This is a genomic window from Pandoraea sp. NPDC087047, assembly GCF_044745225.1.
Classification (GTDB): Bacteria; Pseudomonadota; Gammaproteobacteria; order Burkholderiales; family Burkholderiaceae; genus Pandoraea.
Window position 1 is genome coordinate 115,396 of the sequence record NZ_JBIUZU010000002.1, and the last position, 18,070, is coordinate 133,465.

Genomic DNA, 18,070 nt, shown 5'->3' on the forward strand with positions numbered 1-18,070 from the left:
TGCAAAAAACGGGCAGATGCGACGCTTCGGAAAAGACTCGCTATTGTAGGCCGGGAACGCCCCGCAAACGCACGTCCAGCGTACCTTTTTTGATCTGTCGAAACACAATTCCAACACTTCATGACATAGCGCAAACGCGCCCGTCGATTGCATGCAAATTGGCGTTCCGGGGGTGTCCCTGGACGCCATTGCCAGCCAGCGAGTGCGCTGCGCGAGACGTGCCGTTTCAGGCACGCCTCTGCCACATCAGCGTTGCAACGCCTCCCAAACCTTGTGCAGACGCTTGACCGAGACCGGCATGGGCGTGCGCAACTCCTGCGCGAAGAGCGAGACGCGCAACTCTTCGAGCAGCCAGCGAAACTCGTCGAGCCGCGCGTCGCCGTGATCGCGGCGTTGCGAGGTCGCGCGTTGCCAGTTTTGCAGCAACGGCCCGAGTTCGCTCATGGCCCGTGCGTCGCGCGTCGGATCGGCCTTGAGCTTGTCGATACGCCCGGCCATCGCCTTGAGATAGCGCGGGAAATGCGCCAACTGTGCGTATGGCGTGTCGATCAGGAAACGCTTGCCGATGAGCCGTTGCAACTGGGCCGTCAGATCCGCATGCGCCTGTGCAAACGGCTTGGCCTGCGCCAGTTTCTTCTGCAACGTTGCGTACTCGGCGAGAATCTGCCCGGCGAGCCGCGCGATCTCCTGCGCGAGCAACGTCAGACGTCCCCGCCCTTCGTCCTTACGCGCGACGAACGACGCGTTATCGCTCGGCCACGGCAACTGCAAACACGCCCGCTCCAGCGCCAGATCGACGATCTGGTCGCGCAATTCCTCCTGCGTGCCCAGGCTCATGTACTGCATTGCCATCTGTTGCAGGCCGGGGATGTTCTTCTCCAGATACTTCACCTGCTCGCGCAACTGGATCGCAAAGAGGCGGCGCAGCCCCGCGCGATGCTGGCGTTGCGCTTCGTCCGGATCGTCGAACACTTCCAGGTCGCAATGATCGCCGCGGTCGACCAGCGCCGGATAACCGAACAACGTCTGGCCGCCACGACGAATCTCGAGCATCTCCGGCAATTCGCCGAAGCTCCACGTCGTGAGATTGTCGTAACGGCCTGGCTCGACAGCCGCTGCCGACGGGGCCGCTTGCGCAGCCGCCTTGCCGCTGCCCTTGCCAGCCACTTTGCCGCCGACCTTGTCGCCCTCCTGCCCGGCGTGCGGCGCCCCGCCCGACGTGCCACGCGACGGCGCGACGGGCGCATTCCCCGTGGGTGTCGCACCGCTCTGCGCGGCGAGTTGCTGGAACGTGCGCTGCGCCTGCTGGCCCAGTTCGGCGCGCAGTTGCGCGAGATTGCGTCCCATGCCGAGCTGACGCCCGTGCTCGTCGATCACCTTGAAGTTCATCGACAGATGCGCGGGCAGCACTTCGAGCTTGAAGTCGCTCGATTTGAGCATGACGCCGGTCTGCTCGCGGGCATCGGCCATGAGGGCATCGAGCAATGCGCCCTGCCCGAACGTCGCGCGATCGAGGAAACCCGCCGCGTACTCCGGCAACGGCACGAAGTGACGCCGCAATTTCTGCGGCAGCGACTTCATCAGCAAATGGGCTTTTTCCTTGAGCATGCCCGGCACCAGCCATTCGCAGCGACGGGCGTCGACCTGGTTGAGCGCGTAGAGCGGCACCGCGAGCGTCACGCCGTCGCGCGGCGAGCCGGGCTCGAAGTGGTAGGTCAGCGCCATCTCAACGCCCGCAATCGCCGTTTTCTTCGGGAACAGATCGGTCGTCACCCCCGCCGCCTCGTGACGCATCAGATCGTCGCGCACGAGATAGAGCAGCTTGGGCGTGCCCTTCGACGTCTCGCGATACCAATGCTCGAAGCTCGCGCCGTCGGACATGTCGGCGGGCACGTGGGCGTCGTAGTACGCGTAGATCAGTTCGTCGTCGACGAGCACGTCCTGACGGCGCGACTTGTGTTCGAGCTGTTCGATGTCGGCGATCAGCTTGCGGTTGTGGGCGTAAAACGGAAGCTTCGTCTCCCATTCGCCTTCCACGAGTGCGCTGCGCAGGAAGATTTCGCGTGCACGACGCGGATCGCGCGGGCCGAAATTCATGCGTCGGCGCGCGTAGATCGTCAGCCCGTAGAGCGTGCCTCGTTCATAAGCGATGACCTGGGCGGCTTTCTTCTCCCAATGCGCGTCGGAGAGCGACGTCTTCACCAGGTGCCTGCCCACGCGCTCGATCCATTCCGGCTCGATTCGCGCGAGGCACCGCGCGTAAAGACGGCTCGTCTCGACAAGCTCCCCCGCCATCACCCAGCGCCCGGCCTTCTTCACGAGCGACGAACCCGGCCAGATATGGAACTTGATGCCGTGCGCGCCGAGGAAATGCGGGTCGTCGTCGGCCTTGCAGCCGATGTTGCCCAGCAGCCCTGCGAGCAACGCCAGATGCACTTGCTCGTAGGTCGCTTCCGATTCGTTGATGCGCCAGCCCTGCTCGCGCACGACGGTGAGCAATTGGCTATGGACGTCGCGCCATTCGCGCAAACGCAATTGCGACAGGAAGTTTTCGCGGCAGGCTTGTGCCAGCAGACGGTTGGACTTCTTGTGCGCGATGGCCTCGTCGAACCACTTCCATATCTTGAGCCACGAGAGAAATTCGGACTTTTCGTCGGCGAATTTCTTGTGGGCGTTGTCGGCGGCGTCCTGCGCCTCGATGGGCCGGTCGCGCGGGTCCTGCACGGCCAGTCCGGCCGCGATGATGAGCACTTCGCGCAGCGACTGCTGGTCGCGGGCGGCCAGAATCATGCGACCCACGCGCGGATCGAGCGGCAGACGCGCCAGTTCGCGCCCGAGCGGCGTCAACTGGTTGGCATCGTCAACGGCGCCCAGTTCGTTCAGCAACTGATACCCGTCGGCAATCGCCCGGCCGGGCGGCGGTTCGATGAACGGGAATTCCTCGACCTTCGCGAGTCGCAGCGACTGCATGCGCAGAATGACGGCCGCGAGCGACGACCGAAGGATTTCCGGATCGGTGAAGCGCGCGCGCGACTGAAAGTCCGTCTCGTCATAGAGACGAATACAAATGCCGTCGGCCACACGACCGCAGCGCCCTGCCCGCTGGTTGGCGGCAGCCTGCGAGATCGATTCGATCTGCAACTGCTCGACCTTGTTGCGGTACGAATAGCGTTTGACGCGCGCGGTGCCCGCGTCGACCACGTAGCGAATGCCCGGGACGGTGAGCGAGGTTTCCGCGACGTTGGTCGCCAGCACGATGCGACGCGCGTTGGACGGCTTGAACACGCGCTCCTGATCGGTGGCGGACAGTCGCGCGAACAGCGGCAGGATCTCGGTGTGCGGCGGATGGTGTTTGCGCAGCGACTCGGCCGCTTCGCGAATTTCGCGCTCGCCAGGCAGGAAAACGAGCACGTCGCCCGATCCCTCCCGGCAGAGTTCGTCGACGGCATCGACGATGCCGTCCATCAGATCCCGCTCGCGATCGCGTGCGCTGGCGCGGCTGCCCTCTCTGCCCTCTCTGCCCTCTCTGCCATCACGACCGTCACGGCCTTCTGCGTTGGCGATGCGCGCGTCGTCCTGAATCGGCCGGTAGCGCACTTCCACGGGATACAGGCGACCGCTCACCTCGATGACCGGCGCGGGACGCAGGTCGTCGCCTTCGCCCGTGCCGAAATGGCGGGCGAAGCGATCGGCATCGATGGTGGCCGAGGTGATGATGACCTTCAGGTCGGGGCGGCGCGGCAGCAGTTGCTTGAGGTAGCCGAGCAGGAAGTCGATGTTCAGACTGCGCTCGTGCGCCTCGTCGATGATGAGGGTGTCGTACGCGCGCAACAACGGATCGGTCTGCGTCTCGGCGAGCAGAATGCCGTCCGTCATCAATTTGACGCTCGCGCCGTTGGACAGCGTGTCGTTGAAGCGCACCTTGAAACCGACGATTTCGCCCAGCGGGGTGTTCAGTTCGTCGGCAATCCGGCGTGCGGTGGCCGAGGCGGCGATCCGGCGCGGCTGGGTGTGACCGATGAGGCCGGTGCCACCGGCGCCGAGACCGCGCCCGAGCACCAGACAGATCTTGGGCAGTTGGGTGGTCTTCCCGGAGCCGGTCTCGCCGCTCACGATCACGACCTGATGCCCGGCGATGGCGCGCGCGATTTCTTCGCGACGGCCGGACACCGGCAGCGCTTCGGGGAAGGTGATCTCGGGCACACGGTTGGCCGCGGCCTGGCGGGCGGCGAGGCGTTCGGCGTCGCGCGCAGCTCGCTCGGCCGGGGACGAGCGGCGTGCAGCACCGTCGTTCGGGCCGCCGGCGCGTGCGGCGTTTTGTCCCGCCGCTTGCGCGGGTGTGCCCGCATTGCCCGCATTGCCCGCGTTGCCCGCACGGCCAGCATCATCTGGCGTATTCGGCTTGCCCGGCTTCCCGGCCTTCCCTGCATTCGCGGGTCTGGACGACGGTTGCCTCGGCGGCTGGGAAGGCCGCGGCGGCGGCTGCGGCTTGCCTGTCTTGGGCGGATGCTGGGGGTTAGGAGTTTGTGCGCTGCCCGTGGTTGGGGCGTGCGTCTGCCCCGGCGCCGTCACTTTCGGCTTCGGGGGCTTCAATTGTCGATTTCGTTCATCACTTGCCATGGGCGCGCATTATATAATCTGCGCATGTTTGCGCACGTACACCCATGCTGACCGAACCCGACCCCGCTATACAAGACGAAGAGACCGCCCACCAAGCCCAGTTCGTAGACTGGTTGCGTTCGGTCGCCCCTTATATCCATGCATTCCGCGACAAGACCTTTGTGGTCGCCTTCGGTGGCGAACTGGTCGCGGCAGGCGGGCTCGACTCCCTGATTCAGGACGTCGCGCTGCTGTGCGCCATGGGCATGCACATCGTGCTGGTGCACGGCTCGCGACCGCAGGTCGAGGAGCAGATGCGTCTGCGACATATCGAGTCGCACTTTGCCCAGCAGTTGCGCATTACAGACGCCGCCGCGCTCGAAGCCGTGAAGGAAGCGGCCGGCGAATTGCGTCTGGATATCGAAGCGTCGATCAGCCAGGGGCTGCCGAACACGCCGATGGGCAACGCACGCATCAGTGTGGTGTCGGGCAACTTTGTCACCGGACGTCCGGTGGGTATCGTCGACGGCGTGGATTTCCAGCACACGGGCGTGGTCCGCAAGGTGGACGCGGAGTCGATCCGTCTGTCGCTAGCGAACGGCAAGATCGTGCTGCTCTCGCCGCTCGGCTTCTCCCCGACCGGCCAGTCGTTCAATCTGACGATGGAGGATGTGGCGTCGTCGGCGGCGATCGCACTGCGCGCAGACAAGCTGATCTTCATCACGGAGACGGCGGGCGTTCTCAACGAATACAACGAGTTGCAGCGCGAACTGACGCTGGAAGACGCGCAGCGCATGCAGTCGCAAGGCACGATCGATCGCGATTCGGCGTTTTATCTGAAGTACGCCACGCGTGCCTGCCGGGCCGGCGTGGGCCGCGCACACATCGTCCCGTTCTCGCTCGACGGCAGCATGCTGCTCGAACTGTTCTCGCACGATGGCGTGGGCACGATGATCTCGTACGAGAATCTGGAAAGCCTGCGCGAAGCCACGATCGACGACGTCGGCGGCATCCTGCAGCTCATCGAACCGCTGGAGTCGGACGGCACACTGGTGCGTCGCGGACGCCACCAACTCGAGCGCGATATCGATCACTTCTCGGTCATCGAGCACGATGGACGCCTGTTCGGTTGCGCCGCGCTCTACACGTATCCGAGCGAGCGCATCGGCGAGATGGCCTGCCTGACGGTCGATCCGGAAGCGCAAGGCTCGGGCGACGGCGAACGCCTGCTCAAGCACATCGAGCAACGCGCCCGCGCTCGCGGTCTGGAACGCCTGTTCGTGCTCACAACCCGCACGGAGCACTGGTTCCTCAAGCGCGGCTTCGTCAAGGCAGGTGTCGACGATCTGCCCGCCGACCGCCGCCGGCTCTATAACTGGCAACGCCGCTCGCTGGTGCTCATCAAGAAGCTTTAATTCACGACGGGCAGGTCCGGCGTGGCAAGGAAGGCATCGCTTGCGTTTCTTCCCTTGCATCTCTCGCCCCTTGCCCCAATATCCGGACATCGGCCGCCGCTTCGCTGGTTCTCTCGCTGAGACCTGACCGACATACTCGACACTCGGCTCTGGACGCAAGCGCGGCTTCCATTCACGCTACACACAACGATTACGAAGGAGTTCCCCCCATGGCTCGCATGGTCCAATGCATCAAGCTCGGCACAGAAGCCGAAGGTCTCGATTTCCCCCCGATGCCCGGTGAACTCGGCAAACGCCTCTGGGAAAACGTATCAAAAGAAGCCTGGGCCGGCTGGCTCAAGCAACAAACGATGCTTATCAACGAGAACCGCCTGAATATGGCCGATCCCCGCGCCCGACAATATCTCGTCAAACAAACGGAAAAGTACTTCTTCGGCGACGGCGCCGATGTGGCCCAAGGCTATGTGCCGCCGCCTTCGGAATAAGTGCGGCTTCCGATTTTTCCTATACCTAAATCTACCCCCCCTCCGGACGGATCGGCGCCCCATTCCGGCGCTCAGACATAAACCCAACTCGCTCCAGAACGGGGCCCCGATCCGTCCCCGCATACGCCCGCTGTTCCCCGGTCCATACCCCTCATTGCAAAAAGGGCACACGTTTTTCTTTCGTGTGCCCTTTCTTCTTTCTTCTTTCTCTCTTTATCTCGCTGCCGGGCCGCCCTCGGCCACCACTCCCTTCGAACGCGCGCCACAGTGATGGCAGAAGTGCGCAAACGCATTCTTGCGCGTCGTGCACGACCCGCAATGGTCGAACAGACATATCCCGCAATGCACGCAGTAGTCCCGTTCTGCATCATCCAACTTTACCGGCCGCTCGCACCCCGGACACACCGATTTCGCCAATCTCGCCTGCGCCAGATCGTATGACAACGTCTTCCGGCGCTCTTCATCCGGCAACTGCTCTTCCGCTTTTTGACGCGCCAGATACCGCTGCAACGAAACGATGGCATAGCGGCCAATCAATATCGTCAACACAATGCCAACGAGGTAGCGAACGTAGCCGCCGTAATCCGGCAAGTACGGCACCAGCTCGACGAAGAACGCAAACAGCGCGAAGAAGATGAAGCCCCACACGAATGGCCACCACGTGCTCTTGCGCTGACGCACGAAGAGCCATCCGCCAATCGCCAGCAACGGCAGCGTCAACGCCAATCGAATGCCGAAGACTTTCAGTTCCTGTGACCGCTGCACGGCCGCAAGCTGCTCGCCCGCCGCCGTGTTCAGCGCAAAGCGCGCGGCTTGTGCCGACTGAGCGGCCCGCTGAGCATCCAACTGGGTGGCCTCCAGGCCGTCGACCTGGGTCTGCGCATCCCGCTCGGCCGCTTTGAGGGTGTCAAGCGCCCGGGTACGGGACACAAGCTCTGCATCCTGGCTGGCCTGCGCCGTCGCGGTTCGCGTGGCCACCCAGTCGTTGAAGGACTCACGGGCGTTGCGATAGGCAGTGCTGCGCGCCTTGAGCTGCAGGCGCGCAGTCTCTAACCGGCTCTCGATATCTTCCTGCCGGGTCTGCGCCTGTTTGATGGCGGCGTCGGCACGCTCGGCCTGCACACGGTCGACGAAGGCGTCGAGTGTCGGCGCCGGCGCGACACCCGGCAGTTGGTCGACGACGAGACCCCCCAGACCAATGAGGAACGCCGCAAACAATACGGCGATCAGCCACAGGCCTCGGCGGAACCAGGTTTCGGGAAGACGACGCGATCCAGCCATCCGGTCCTCCCGGGATCAGTCTTTGTAATTGATGGTGCGCACACCCTGGGGCGTGCCCATCAAGGTGATATCCGCACCGCGCTGGGCGAAGAGGCCCACGGTCACGACGCCGGGGATCTGGTTGACCTGGGTTTCGAACGCAACCGGGTCGAGAATCTGCAAACCATGCACGTCGAGAATGGCGCAACCGTTGTCGGTCATGTAGGGACTGCCGTCGGCGCGCACGCGGGCCTGCGGCTTGCCGCCGAGTGCGGTGAGCGCACGGGCAACGCTGGCCTGCGCCATCGGAATGACTTCAACAGGCAGCGGGAATATGCCGAGCACCGCGACTTCTTTGGAAGCGTCAACGACGCAGACGAATTCTTTGGCCACGGCGGCGACGATTTTCTCGCGCGTGAGTGCACCGCCCCCCCCTTTGACCATGTGGCCGAGCGCGTTGATTTCGTCGGCACCGTCAACGTAGACGGGCAGGCTGTCGATCTGGTTGAGATCGAACACTTCGATGCCATGCTTGCGCAGACGCTCGGTGCTGGCTTCGGAGCTGGAGACGGCGCCACGGTAGCGGCCTTTGAGGGCCGCGAGCGCGTCGATGAAGCAGTTGGCGGTCGATCCCGTGCCCACGCCGATCACGCTGCCCTCGGGCACGTGCTGGTTCACATAGTCGGCGGCTGCCTGGCCGACCAGGCGCTTGAGTTCGTCTTGGGTCATGGGGATTTCCGGCAAAGTTTGGTAAAGTCGGAAGTTTACCGGAGTCGGGCGCGGCGCGCCGTTTTTCGTCACCCTGCATCCCGTACTTCGTACCGGCTTGTCCGGCACCACGCCGGATTTCATGTCTCGCAGTGCATTTCTCGCAAGGGCGCTCTCATGAACCTGCTCGATCAACTCAAGCGTCACACCATCGTCGTGGCCGACACCGGCGATTTTCAGGAGATGGATGCCTACAAGCCGCAAGACGCCACGACCAATCCCTCACTGATTCTCGGTGCCGTCCAGAAGGACGCGTATCGCCCGATTCTCACGCGCCTGGTCGACGAACACAGCGCGGAATCGACGCACGAAATCATGGACCGTCTGCTGATCGCCTTCGGCCGTGAAATTCTCGATATCGTGCCGGGCCGCGTGTCGACGGAAGTCGATGCGCGTCTGTCGTTCGACACGGCGGGCACGGTGGCACGGGCTCGCAAGCTCATCGCGATGTACGAAGCCGAAGGCATCGAGCGCGATCGGGTGCTGATCAAGATCGCGTCGACGTGGGAAGGCATTCGCGCCGCCGAAATCCTGGAGCGCGACAAGATTCGCTGCAATATGACGCTACTGTTCTCGCTGGTGCAGGCAGCCGCTTGCGCCGAGGCCGGTGCGCGACTGATTTCGCCGTTCGTCGGCCGGATCTACGACTGGTTCAAGAAGTCGGCCGGGGCGAATTGGGACGAAGCGGCCAATGCCGGGGAAAACGATCCGGGCGTGCGCTCGGTGGCCGCAATCTATCGCTATTACAAGCACTTCGGCCACGACACGGAAGTCATGGGCGCGAGCTTCCGCTCGACGGGACAGATTCTGGCGCTGGCGGGCTGCGACCTGCTGACGATCAGCCCCGCCCTGCTGGAACAACTGCGCACGACGGAAGGCGAAGTCCTCCCTCAACTGGATGCGAAGGAGGCGCGCTCGGCCAACATCGATCGCGTGAAGACGGACGAGCCCTCGTTCCGTTTCGCCCTCAATGACGACGCCATGGCGACGGAAAAACTGGCCGAAGGCATCCGCGCGTTTGCCGCCGACGCCGTCAAGCTCGAAGGGCTGATCGAACGGGCCCGGTGATGCCGGCGATCCAGATAATCGCGGTGCTCCCCGCGATTACCGACTGATTTACCGGCTGATCGAGAGATTGCCCGCCGGAGTCTGGAATCAGACTTCGGCGGTTCGTCACCGGCAGTTGATGATGCTTACTTGCCAGCGCCCTTAGCCGCGACGCTGCGCTGACGCACGGCTTCGTACAGGCACACGGCGCTCGCCACGGAGACGTTCAGACTTTCGCAGCCGCCGGCCATCGGAATGCTCATGCGTTCGTCGCAGGTCTCGGCCACGAGACGGCGCATGCCTTCGCCCTCGGCGCCCATGACGATGGCCATCGGGCCAGTGAGCTTGGTGCCGTAGATATCGGCGGGCGCGTCGTCGGACGTGCCGACCACCCAGATGCCGCGCTCCTGGAGCTTGCGTAGCGTGCGCACGAGGTTCGTCACCATGATGTACGGCACGGTTTCGGCCGCACCGCTGGCGACCTTGGCGACGGTCGCGTTCAGACCGACGGCACGGTCCTTCGGCGCGATCACGGCGTGGGCCCCTGCCCCGTCTGCAACACGCAAGCAGGCACCGAGGTTATGCGGATCGGTCACGCCATCGAGCACGAGCAACAGCGGATCCCCGGAGATGCCGTCGAGCAGTTCGTCGAGGTTGAGCGCCAGCGACACTTCCTGCGCCTGTGCTACGACGCCCTGATGACGCGACGAACCGGCCATCCCATCGAGACGTTTGCCATCAGCCTGAATGACCTTGATCTTGAACGACTCCACCACCTTCAGGAAATCTGTCATGCGACGGTCGCGACGGGTCGGGTCGTAATAGATCTCTTCGATGCTGCTCGCATCGTGACGCAGACGGGCGGTCACGGCATGAAAGCCGAACAGCAATTTCAATTTACTCATTTCACATCCTCAAAATAGCGTGTGCCGGTGCGGCCGGTGGGTTCAGTGACTCACAACAGTCGCCGCACAAAGCACGACGGCGGCGGAGCCCGCATGGGCCACCGCCGCCGCAATCCATCGCGGGTACCGGATGCCGGTCATGCCGGCACAAGGCGCCCATCTTACTGCAAACCGCTCACTGCGCCGCCGTCCGATGTGAATTCCCATCGCCACCGCAGCGCCATGCCCGAATCAACGACGCGGCTTCTTGGCCTGACCGCCCGGGCCTCCCTGACGTTTCGCAGGCGCCTTGCCGCCGCCACCACCACCACCACCACCACCACCACCGCTACGCTTGGCGGGCGGGGTTGCGCCCCGCTCGTCGCGCGCCGCTTTCACCTTGGCGGACTTCGGCTTCGCGGGGCGCTTGCCCGCCGGCGCAGGTTGCACACCGTTGAGCAGCGCACCGCCCTTGGGCAACTGGCGGATACTCGGGCTGGCGTTCGCCGAACCGGCCACACCGGGCGTCCCCGCCGCGGGCGACGGGACCGGCGCGCCACCACGCTCACTGCGCCCCGAGGTCTTGGCCAGCGAACGCACGTTCGGTTCGCGCACGAGGCGGAAGTCGATCTTGCGGGCGTCCAGATCCACGCGGCTCACTTGCACGCGAACGCGGTCGGTGAGTCGATAGCGGATGCCGGTGCGCTCGCCGCGCAGTTCGTGGCGAACTTCGTCGAACTGGAAATAATCGCTGCCCAGTTCCGTGACGTGAACGAGGCCTTCGATGAAGAGATCGTCGAGCTGCACGAAGATGCCGAACGACGTGACCGCGCTGACCGTGCCGCCGTACTCCTCGCCGAGCTTGTCGCGCATGAAGTAGCACTTGAGCCAGGCCTCCACGTCGCGCGAGGCTTCGTCCGCGCGGCGTTCGTTGGCGGAGCAATGCAGGCCGAGTTCGTCCCAGATCGCGTCGCGCTTCTTCGCGGCCGGCGTCTTCCTGCCCTTCGCGGCGTCGTCGTCCTTCTGGAGCTTGCGTGCGTGCGGCGACAAGCCCGTCGTCAGCTCCACACCTTCCGGGATTTCCGGCTCGTACTTCCTGCCCGCGAGAACCGCCTTGATCGCGCGGTGCGTGAGCAAGTCCGGATAGCGCCGGATCGGGCTAGTGAAGTGCGTATAGGCCGGATATGCGAGGCCGAAGTGACCGATGTTGTCCGGGCTGTAGACGGCTTGCTGCATCGAGCGCAGCAGCATCGTCTGGAGCATGGGCGCGTCGGGCCGGGACTCGATTTGCGTCATCAACTCCGAGTAATCGGACGTGGCCGGTTCATCACCGCCGCCGAGCGAGAGCCCGAGGGTTTTGAGGAACGTGCGCAGCACCTGGAGACGCTCGCCCGACGGTCCCGCGTGAATGCGATACAGCCCGGGTTGCTTGTGACGCTTGAGGAAATCGGCAGCGCACACGTTGGCCGTGAGCATGCATTCCTCGATGAGACGGTGGGCGTCGTTGCGCGTGCGCGGCAGGATCTGCTCGATCTTGCCTTGCGCGTTGCAGACGATATACGTCTCCGTCGAATCGAATTCGATGGCGCCGCGCGACTTGCGCGCCTTGGCGAGCACCTTGTACAGATCGTAAAGATTCTGCAAGTGCGGCAGCAGTGCGGCGCGCCGTTGGGCTTCGGCGCCCTTCGTGTTGCCGAGCACGGCGGCGACTTCCGTGTAGGTCAGTCGTGCCGCAGAGTGAATGACGGCCTGATAGAACTGATAAGCCTTCACGTCGCCGTTCGGGGCGATCAGAGCGTCGCAAACGAGGACACAGCGATCGACATCCGGATTGAGCGAGCACAGCCCGTTCGAGAGCTTCTCCGGGAGCATCGGAATGACGCGTCGCGGGAAGTAGACGGACGTGCTGCGCGTGAGGGCGTCCGCGTCGAGCGGGCCACCGGCGGCAACATAGTGCGAGACGTCGGCGATGGCGACGATCAGGCGAAAGCCGTTGCTGCGGCCGACCTTGGCGGGTTCGCAATAGACCGCGTCGTCGAAGTCGCGTGCGTCTTCCCCGTCGATGGTGACGAGCGGGACATCGCGCAGGTCGATGCGATGGCGCAGATCGGGGGCGCGGACTTCGTCGGGGAGTGCGCCGGCGGCGGCGAGGGCTTCGGCGGAGAACTGGTGGGGCACGCCGTACTTGCGCACGGCGATTTCGATCTCCATGCCGGGGTCGTCGATATCGCCGAGGACTTCCGAGACGCGTCCGATGGGCTGGCTATAGCGGCTGGGGTAATCCGTGAGTTCGACGGAGACGACCTGCCCGACCTTCGCCTTGCCTTGCGCGCGGGGCGGGATGAGGATGTCGTGCCCGATGCGTTTGTCTTCGGGGGCGACGACCATCACGCCGTTTTCGTTGAGAAGGCGTCCGATGACGTGCGTATTCGCGCGACTGACGACCTCGACGATGTGCCCTTCGGGGCGACCGCGGCGGTCATAGCCGGCGATGCGCAGCAGGACACGATCGTTGTGCATGACCTTCTTCATCTCCTCGCTGGGGAGGAAGAGGTCATCGCCGTCCTCGTCGCGCACGGCGAAGCCGTAGCCATCGCGGTGGCCGATGACGCGGCCGGCGATGAAATTCGACGGATGGGTCAGTTGATAGTAACCGCGCCGGTCGAGGCGGATTTGGTCATCGCGCTCCATGGCGGCGAGGCGCTTGAAGAAGCCTTCGCGTTCCTGCTTCTTGATGGCGAGGGCTTCGGCGATATCGTTGGCGGACAGCGCGGAGTCGGCGGTGCGCAGGACACCGAGGATTTCTTCGCGGCTCGGGATCGGATAGGGATATTTGCTCAAAGGTCGGTAGCGTTACTGTGCCGGTTGAGTCCGGCCGAGTGGCGCACCATGCGCCCGACGGTCCGTGGAGAAGTATGACGCGCGAGGCGCGGGGGTCATACAGTCAGCGACAATCATACGGCAAACCTCACGAAAACTGCCACCTGCGCGGAATTTGAGCATGGTGACGCGCCTCCGTAAGAGGAAACAAATTTTTTTACGCATAACTGTTGACACTCACGCGGCACATCCGCATAATCTCACTTCTTCGCAGCGAGCAAGCAGTAAGCGAGCTGACGGGGCCCAGATGGCGGAATTGGTAGACGCACTAGTTTCAGGTACTAGCGGGTAACACCGTGGAGGTTCGAGTCCTCTTCTGGGCACCAAAAAAATACAAAAAAAGCCGATGATCGAAAGATCGTCGGTTTTTTTTATGCCTGCCCAGCAAGCCATGTGCCAGTGCACATTGCGTGGGGACTCGAAAGGCATCGCTTGCAAGCGATGCCGGGGTCGCGGAACGTGACCGAGTCCTCTCGCCGCCTTCGGCGCCGTATGCGAATTCAACGCTCACGCCCCTCCCCCAAACACGCCAAAAGCACTTCCCTGAGCCAAATCCCGAGAGGATTTCCTGTTGAACGGCGATGCCAGGCGACGGCTGCGGTAAACCCCTCGGGTTTGCCGCCGAAATCAATTTCGGGAAGCTGACAGGCGGTGGCAATCGCTGAAGGCACGAAAGCGAGCGCATCATTGAAGTCGAGAAATGGTCTGAGTGACGTATAGCAAGCCAGCGTCCCAACAGGCGGATGCAGAACATCATGCGCGGCGAGGAACCGGGACACCGCGTCCCCCGAGTGACTAACGCCTTCAGCAAAATCGACGCGAGCGAACTTCCCGACATCTCCCACTCGTCGAAGCTGCGCGGGAATCGTCGAGCGCTCCCCGACGACACAACAATAGTGCTCGTCAACCAGTGAAGCCCGCATTAGCGAAGCATCCAGAAACGTCGAAAACCCGATAGCGATTTCCGCGTCGCCCCGCGCCAGTTGCTCGGCATGATTCGACCGGTCGAAATCCATCACCTTGAGCCTGACGCGCGGCGCGACCTCGCGAATTCTCGCGACAAACTTCGGTAGCATCGAAAGCTGCGCGTATTCATTGGCGATGATACCGACGCACCGATCGAGCGCCGCGGGATCAAATACTTCCGCCTGAAACACCCCGTCCATCTCGGCAAGAATCCGCTCGAATTTCCGGGCGACGTCCAGCGCAAAATCCGTGGGTTCAAGTCCGCTGCTGTGGCGCAGGAAAATCTCGTGAGGCAATGCGTCTCTGAGGCGCTTGAGATATCCGCTGATCGCCTGTTGCGACATGCCGGATTCGAAAGCCACTCTTGACGCACTCTTTTCACGCACCAGCAGCAGAAAAATGCGCATGTGTTTTACATCGATACCTTCCACAACGACTCCTTGTAACCGATACAACCGGTGCTTGATTTACACATGCATGCTGCAATTCTTAAGATGACACCTCACATTCGGAACCCATACGAGGTATGCAAATGAAGACAGTCATCGTGATTGGCGCAAATGGAAAAATCGGGCAAGCGGCAATGAAAGGACTTGGCAAACACCGGGTGATCACGGCGAGCCGTTCGGGCAACGGCTGCGATCATCAGGTCGATATCACCGACAAGGCATCGCTTCATGCGCTATTCGCAAAAGTTGGCAAATTCGACGCCGTCGTCAGCGCCGCCGGCCATTGCGAATATGCGTCATTCGAGTCCATGACCGACGACCAATGGCAGGCCACCATCCAGAGCAAACTTGTCGGCCAGATGAACATCGTAAAAGTGGGCCTCGATTACATCGAAGATGGCGGGTCTTTCACGTTGATTTCCGGGATTCTCGACATCAAACCCATGCCACAGGGCATTGCGGACGCGACGACAAGCGGCGCCATCGACACGTTCGTGAAATGTGTTGCGTTCGAATTGCCGCGCGGCATCCGGATCAACGCAGTGAACCCCACGGTGATTGAAGAAGCGTGGGAGGTTTATGGCGAGATGATGCCGGGCTATCAACCGGTCCCAGGCGCGTTGGTCGGCAAGGCGTTCGAGCGTTGCGTCGACAGCTTCATCACGGGACAGGTCATTGTCGTGGACGCCTGATCGACCGTCCATCGAGTGACAAAAAATGGGGGCGATTCCCACAGAATCGCCTCCACTCCTGAGAACTGCGTTACGGCTTGGCACGCAACGCAGCGCCCTCACCCGCTACCGCCGCAAGCCGTCGATCACGCGGCAATCAAGCCGCCAAATCCCGCAGCCGCGGCGCCATGAACTCGGGGCCAACCGGCGACGTCACGTGCTTCGACAGAATCGCGTCGATGTCGGCGAGATCCTGCGCCGAGAGTTTCCAGCCGAAGGCGTCGTGAACCCCATTGAGCTGATCCGGACGGCGAGCGCCCCAGAGCGCGATCGTCGGGCCCTGATCGAGCACCCAGCGAATTGCGAGCGCCAGCACCGATTTACCGTAACGCGACTGCGCGAGGTCTTTCAGCTCAGCAACGGCTGCAAGATATTGCGCGAAGCGCGGCGCCTGAAACTTCGGATCGAATTTGCGCAGATCATCGCCATCGAACGTCGTCCCGGCATCCATCCGCCCGGAGAGCAGCCCACGGCAAAGCGCGCCATACGCCAGCACGACGAGCCCTTCGCGCGTGGCATACGGGAGTACATCCGCTTCGATCGCGCGCTCGAAAATGTTATACGGGGGCTGCACTGCGGCGAGCGGTGCGGCACGGCGAAACACATCCATTTGCGCGGGCGAAAAATTACTGACGCCAATCGCGCGAATCTTCCCCGCTTCACGCAATTTCTCCAGCGCGGCGGCCGTTTCATCGAACGGAACAAGCGTATCCGGCCAATGGATCTGATAAAGATCGATGTAGTCCGTGCGCAGGCGGCGCAGCGAATCTTCGACCTCTTTTTGAATGCGTGCGGGCGTCGAATTACGGCGAATGCCGCTATCACCCCACTCCAGGGCGGCCTTGGTCGCAATCACCGCTTTATCGCGCACCCCTTCGAGCGCGCGCCCCACCACCTCTTCCGAGTGACCGAAACCGTAGACCGGTGCGGTGTCGATCAGGTTGATGCCGCGCTCGACAGCGCTGCGGATCGTGGCGATGGATTGCGCGTCGTCTGCCCCGCCCCACATGGCCCCACCGATGGCCCAAGTGCCGAGACCGACACGACTCACGGGCGTATCGATACTGAGAATGTGTAGCGTTTCCGTCACGTCGCTCATGGCGCCTCTCCAGAATCAAAAGGAAATCGGTAAAATTTACCTCATAAAAAATTGAATATTGTTCAACGTACGCTTAATTCGTTGGGCTTGTCGGGTGTTTTTTGGTTTTTGTTGCTTGATACTTGTTGGGAAATACATGCCTGCCTTCACTCGCGGCGAGCTTGCCGATTTGAACGTTTTTGTCACCATCTGCCGCCGGCAGAGTTTCCGTGAGGCCGCCACAGAGCTGGGCGTGACGACCTCTGCGTTGAGTCACGCGATGCGTAACCTCGAAGCGCGTCTGGGCGTGAAACTGCTCAACCGCACGAGCCGTTCCGTGTCGCCGACGGCGGCGGGATCGGCTCTGGCGAAGGAATTGGAACAGGGCCTTGAGCAGATTGCATCTGCGATTGGCGCGCTGGATCGTTACCGTGCGTCGCCGGCTGGCCGTTTGCGCCTGAACGTGCCGCGCGACGCCGCGCGTTTGTTGCTCGACCCTATCCTGCCGCGCTTCGTCGCCTCCTATCCCGATATCGAACTGGACGTCACGGTTGACGACCGGATGCTGGACATCGTGGCGGAGGGTTTCGATGCGGGGATGCGCTATGGCGACACCGTGCCGGGCGACATGATTGCCACGCCGTTGACGCCTGCGCTGCGGTGGATCGTGGTGGGTTCGCCGGCGTACTTTGCCCGACATGGCCGACCGAAGGCGCCGCAAGATCTGATGTCGCACAATTGCATCCGGATGCGTCTGGGCGACAACACCTTGTACAAGTGGGAATTGGGTAACGGATCGACAGCGGTCGAGCTGGACGTGCCGGGTGCGTTGAGCATCAACGAGAGCGACGGCGTGATTGCGGCGGCGGTCGGTGGCCTGGGGTTGGGATACGTATTGGAGCGCAACGTGTCGCAGGAATTGGCGAATGGCACGTTGGAGGCAGTGTTGGGTGACTGGGCGGTGGATGGCCCGCCGTTGTCGATGTATTACCCGAGCCGACGTCAGACATTGCCGGGGCTGCGTCACTTGATCGATATGATTCGAACCGAGCATATGGGACGAGCGGCGTGAGGTCGCTTTGAATGTCGATGTGAGGGGTGGAGAAGAGGCGTGAGGGGGACGGAAAGATTTTTGAATTTTTTTGCACCCCAGTGTTGACAGCATGTAACACCCTCGGCATAATCTCACTTCTTCGCAGCGAGCAAGCAGTAAGCGAGCTGACGAGGCCCAGATGGCGGAATTGGTAGACGCACTAGTTTCAGGTACTAGCGGGTAACACCGTGGAGGTTCGAGTCCTCTTCTGGGCACCAAAAAATACAAAAAAAGCCGATGATCGAAAGATCATCGGCTTTTTCATGCCTGTCCGAAAAGCCATGTGCCAGCGCACATTGCGTGGGGACTCGAAAGGCATCGCTTGCAAGCGATGCCGGGGTCGCGGAACGTGACCGAGCGCCCTCAAGTCCCTCAAGTAATAAGCATCCAACGAAAAAATAGTTGCCCAGTCGTA

The 18,070-nt window shown here is 62.6% G+C and carries 12 protein-coding genes and 2 tRNA genes; 7 read left to right on the forward strand and 7 right to left on the reverse strand.

Annotation, left to right across the window (positions count from 1 at the left end):
* Positions 1-246 precede the first annotated feature (246 nt).
* Positions 247-4,593: an ATP-dependent RNA helicase HrpA gene (hrpA, locus tag ACIPHM_RS03165; RefSeq protein WP_400324510.1), complete on the reverse strand. Its 4,347-nt coding sequence runs from the start codon at positions 4,591-4,593 to the stop codon at positions 247-249.
* Between the two features lie 71 nt (positions 4,594-4,664).
* On the opposite strand from hrpA, the gene argA reads away from it, so the two are divergent.
* A complete protein-coding gene (argA, locus tag ACIPHM_RS03170) occupies positions 4,665-6,014 on the forward strand; it encodes an amino-acid N-acetyltransferase (RefSeq protein ID WP_400324512.1) in 1,350 nt (449 codons plus the stop codon).
* Between the two features lie 209 nt (positions 6,015-6,223).
* On the forward strand, positions 6,224-6,499 hold the full coding sequence (locus ACIPHM_RS03175) for an oxidative damage protection protein (RefSeq protein ID WP_400324514.1): 276 nt from the start codon (positions 6,224-6,226) through the stop codon (positions 6,497-6,499).
* 213 nt (positions 6,500-6,712) lie between these two features.
* On the opposite strand, the gene ACIPHM_RS03180 is transcribed toward ACIPHM_RS03175, so the two are convergent.
* Both ACIPHM_RS03180 and rpiA read right to left on the reverse strand, forming a co-directional pair.
* Positions 6,713-7,780, reverse strand: a complete 1,068-nt coding sequence (locus ACIPHM_RS03180) for a serine endopeptidase (RefSeq protein WP_400324515.1) — start codon at positions 7,778-7,780, stop codon at positions 6,713-6,715.
* Between the two features lie 15 nt (positions 7,781-7,795).
* A complete protein-coding gene (rpiA, locus tag ACIPHM_RS03185; RefSeq protein WP_400324517.1) occupies positions 7,796-8,488 on the reverse strand; it encodes a ribose-5-phosphate isomerase RpiA in 693 nt (230 codons plus the stop codon).
* Between the two features lie 156 nt (positions 8,489-8,644).
* Here rpiA and tal point away from each other — a divergent pair, with 156 nt between their 5' ends.
* Positions 8,645-9,595, forward strand: coding sequence for a transaldolase (gene tal, locus ACIPHM_RS03190; RefSeq protein WP_400324519.1), 951 nt, complete (start codon positions 8,645-8,647; stop codon positions 9,593-9,595).
* Positions 9,596-9,720: 125 nt separating this feature from the next.
* Here the strand turns inward: tal and rlmB are convergent, their stop codons facing one another.
* Positions 9,721-10,479 carry a 23S rRNA (guanosine(2251)-2'-O)-methyltransferase RlmB gene (gene rlmB / locus ACIPHM_RS03195; protein ID WP_400324521.1) on the reverse strand — a complete coding sequence of 253 codons (759 nt, stop codon included), beginning with the start codon at positions 10,477-10,479 and terminating at the stop codon, positions 9,721-9,723.
* Between the two features lie 231 nt (positions 10,480-10,710).
* Positions 10,711-13,299, reverse strand: coding sequence for a ribonuclease R (rnr, locus tag ACIPHM_RS03200; protein ID WP_400324523.1), 2,589 nt, complete (start codon positions 13,297-13,299; stop codon positions 10,711-10,713).
* Between the two features lie 280 nt (positions 13,300-13,579).
* Here rnr and ACIPHM_RS03205 point away from each other — a divergent pair.
* A tRNA-Leu gene (locus ACIPHM_RS03205) sits at positions 13,580-13,664 on the forward strand.
* A gap of 174 nt (positions 13,665-13,838) precedes the next feature.
* Here the strand turns inward: ACIPHM_RS03205 and ACIPHM_RS03210 are convergent.
* Positions 13,839-14,735, reverse strand: a complete 897-nt coding sequence (locus ACIPHM_RS03210; RefSeq protein WP_400324525.1) for a LysR family transcriptional regulator — start codon at positions 14,733-14,735, stop codon at positions 13,839-13,841.
* Positions 14,736-14,836: 101 nt separating this feature from the next.
* On the opposite strand from ACIPHM_RS03210, the gene ACIPHM_RS03215 reads away from it, so the two are divergent.
* Positions 14,837-15,445, forward strand: coding sequence for a short chain dehydrogenase (locus tag ACIPHM_RS03215; protein WP_400324527.1), 609 nt, complete (start codon positions 14,837-14,839; stop codon positions 15,443-15,445).
* A 136-nt stretch (positions 15,446-15,581) separates the two neighbouring features.
* Here the strand turns inward: ACIPHM_RS03215 and ACIPHM_RS03220 are convergent, their stop codons facing one another.
* Positions 15,582-16,583 (reverse strand): aldo/keto reductase, encoded by a 1,002-nt coding sequence (locus ACIPHM_RS03220; protein WP_400324529.1) that lies wholly within the window; start codon positions 16,581-16,583, stop codon positions 15,582-15,584.
* Positions 16,584-16,719: 136 nt separating this feature from the next.
* On the opposite strand from ACIPHM_RS03220, the gene ACIPHM_RS03225 reads away from it, so the two are divergent.
* Both ACIPHM_RS03225 and ACIPHM_RS03230 read left to right on the forward strand, forming a co-directional pair.
* Positions 16,720-17,634, forward strand: a complete 915-nt coding sequence (locus ACIPHM_RS03225; RefSeq protein WP_400325298.1) for a LysR family transcriptional regulator — start codon at positions 16,720-16,722, stop codon at positions 17,632-17,634.
* A 154-nt stretch (positions 17,635-17,788) separates the two neighbouring features.
* Positions 17,789-17,873 (forward strand) — tRNA-Leu (locus ACIPHM_RS03230).
* The last annotated feature ends 197 nt before the right edge of the window (positions 17,874-18,070 follow it).

Excerpts from the sequence above, each read along its gene's own strand:
- argA (WP_400324512.1), top strand. The coding sequence starts at position 4,665 with ATGCTGACCGAACCCGACCCCGCTATACAAGACGAAGAGACCGCCCAC.
- ACIPHM_RS03175 (WP_400324514.1), top strand. The coding sequence starts at position 6,224 with ATGGCTCGCATGGTCCAATGCATCAAGCTCGGCACAGAAGCCGAAGGT.
- ACIPHM_RS03180 (WP_400324515.1), bottom strand. The coding sequence starts at position 7,780 with ATGGCTGGATCGCGTCGTCTTCCCGAAACCTGGTTCCGCCGAGGCCTG.
- rpiA (WP_400324517.1), bottom strand. The coding sequence starts at position 8,488 with ATGACCCAAGACGAACTCAAGCGCCTGGTCGGCCAGGCAGCCGCCGAC.
- tal (WP_400324519.1), top strand. The coding sequence starts at position 8,645 with ATGAACCTGCTCGATCAACTCAAGCGTCACACCATCGTCGTGGCCGAC.
- rlmB (WP_400324521.1), bottom strand. The coding sequence starts at position 10,479 with ATGAGTAAATTGAAATTGCTGTTCGGCTTTCATGCCGTGACCGCCCGT.
- ACIPHM_RS03215 (WP_400324527.1), top strand. The coding sequence starts at position 14,837 with ATGAAGACAGTCATCGTGATTGGCGCAAATGGAAAAATCGGGCAAGCG.
- ACIPHM_RS03220 (WP_400324529.1), bottom strand. The coding sequence starts at position 16,583 with ATGAGCGACGTGACGGAAACGCTACACATTCTCAGTATCGATACGCCC.
- ACIPHM_RS03225 (WP_400325298.1), top strand. The coding sequence starts at position 16,720 with ATGCCTGCCTTCACTCGCGGCGAGCTTGCCGATTTGAACGTTTTTGTC.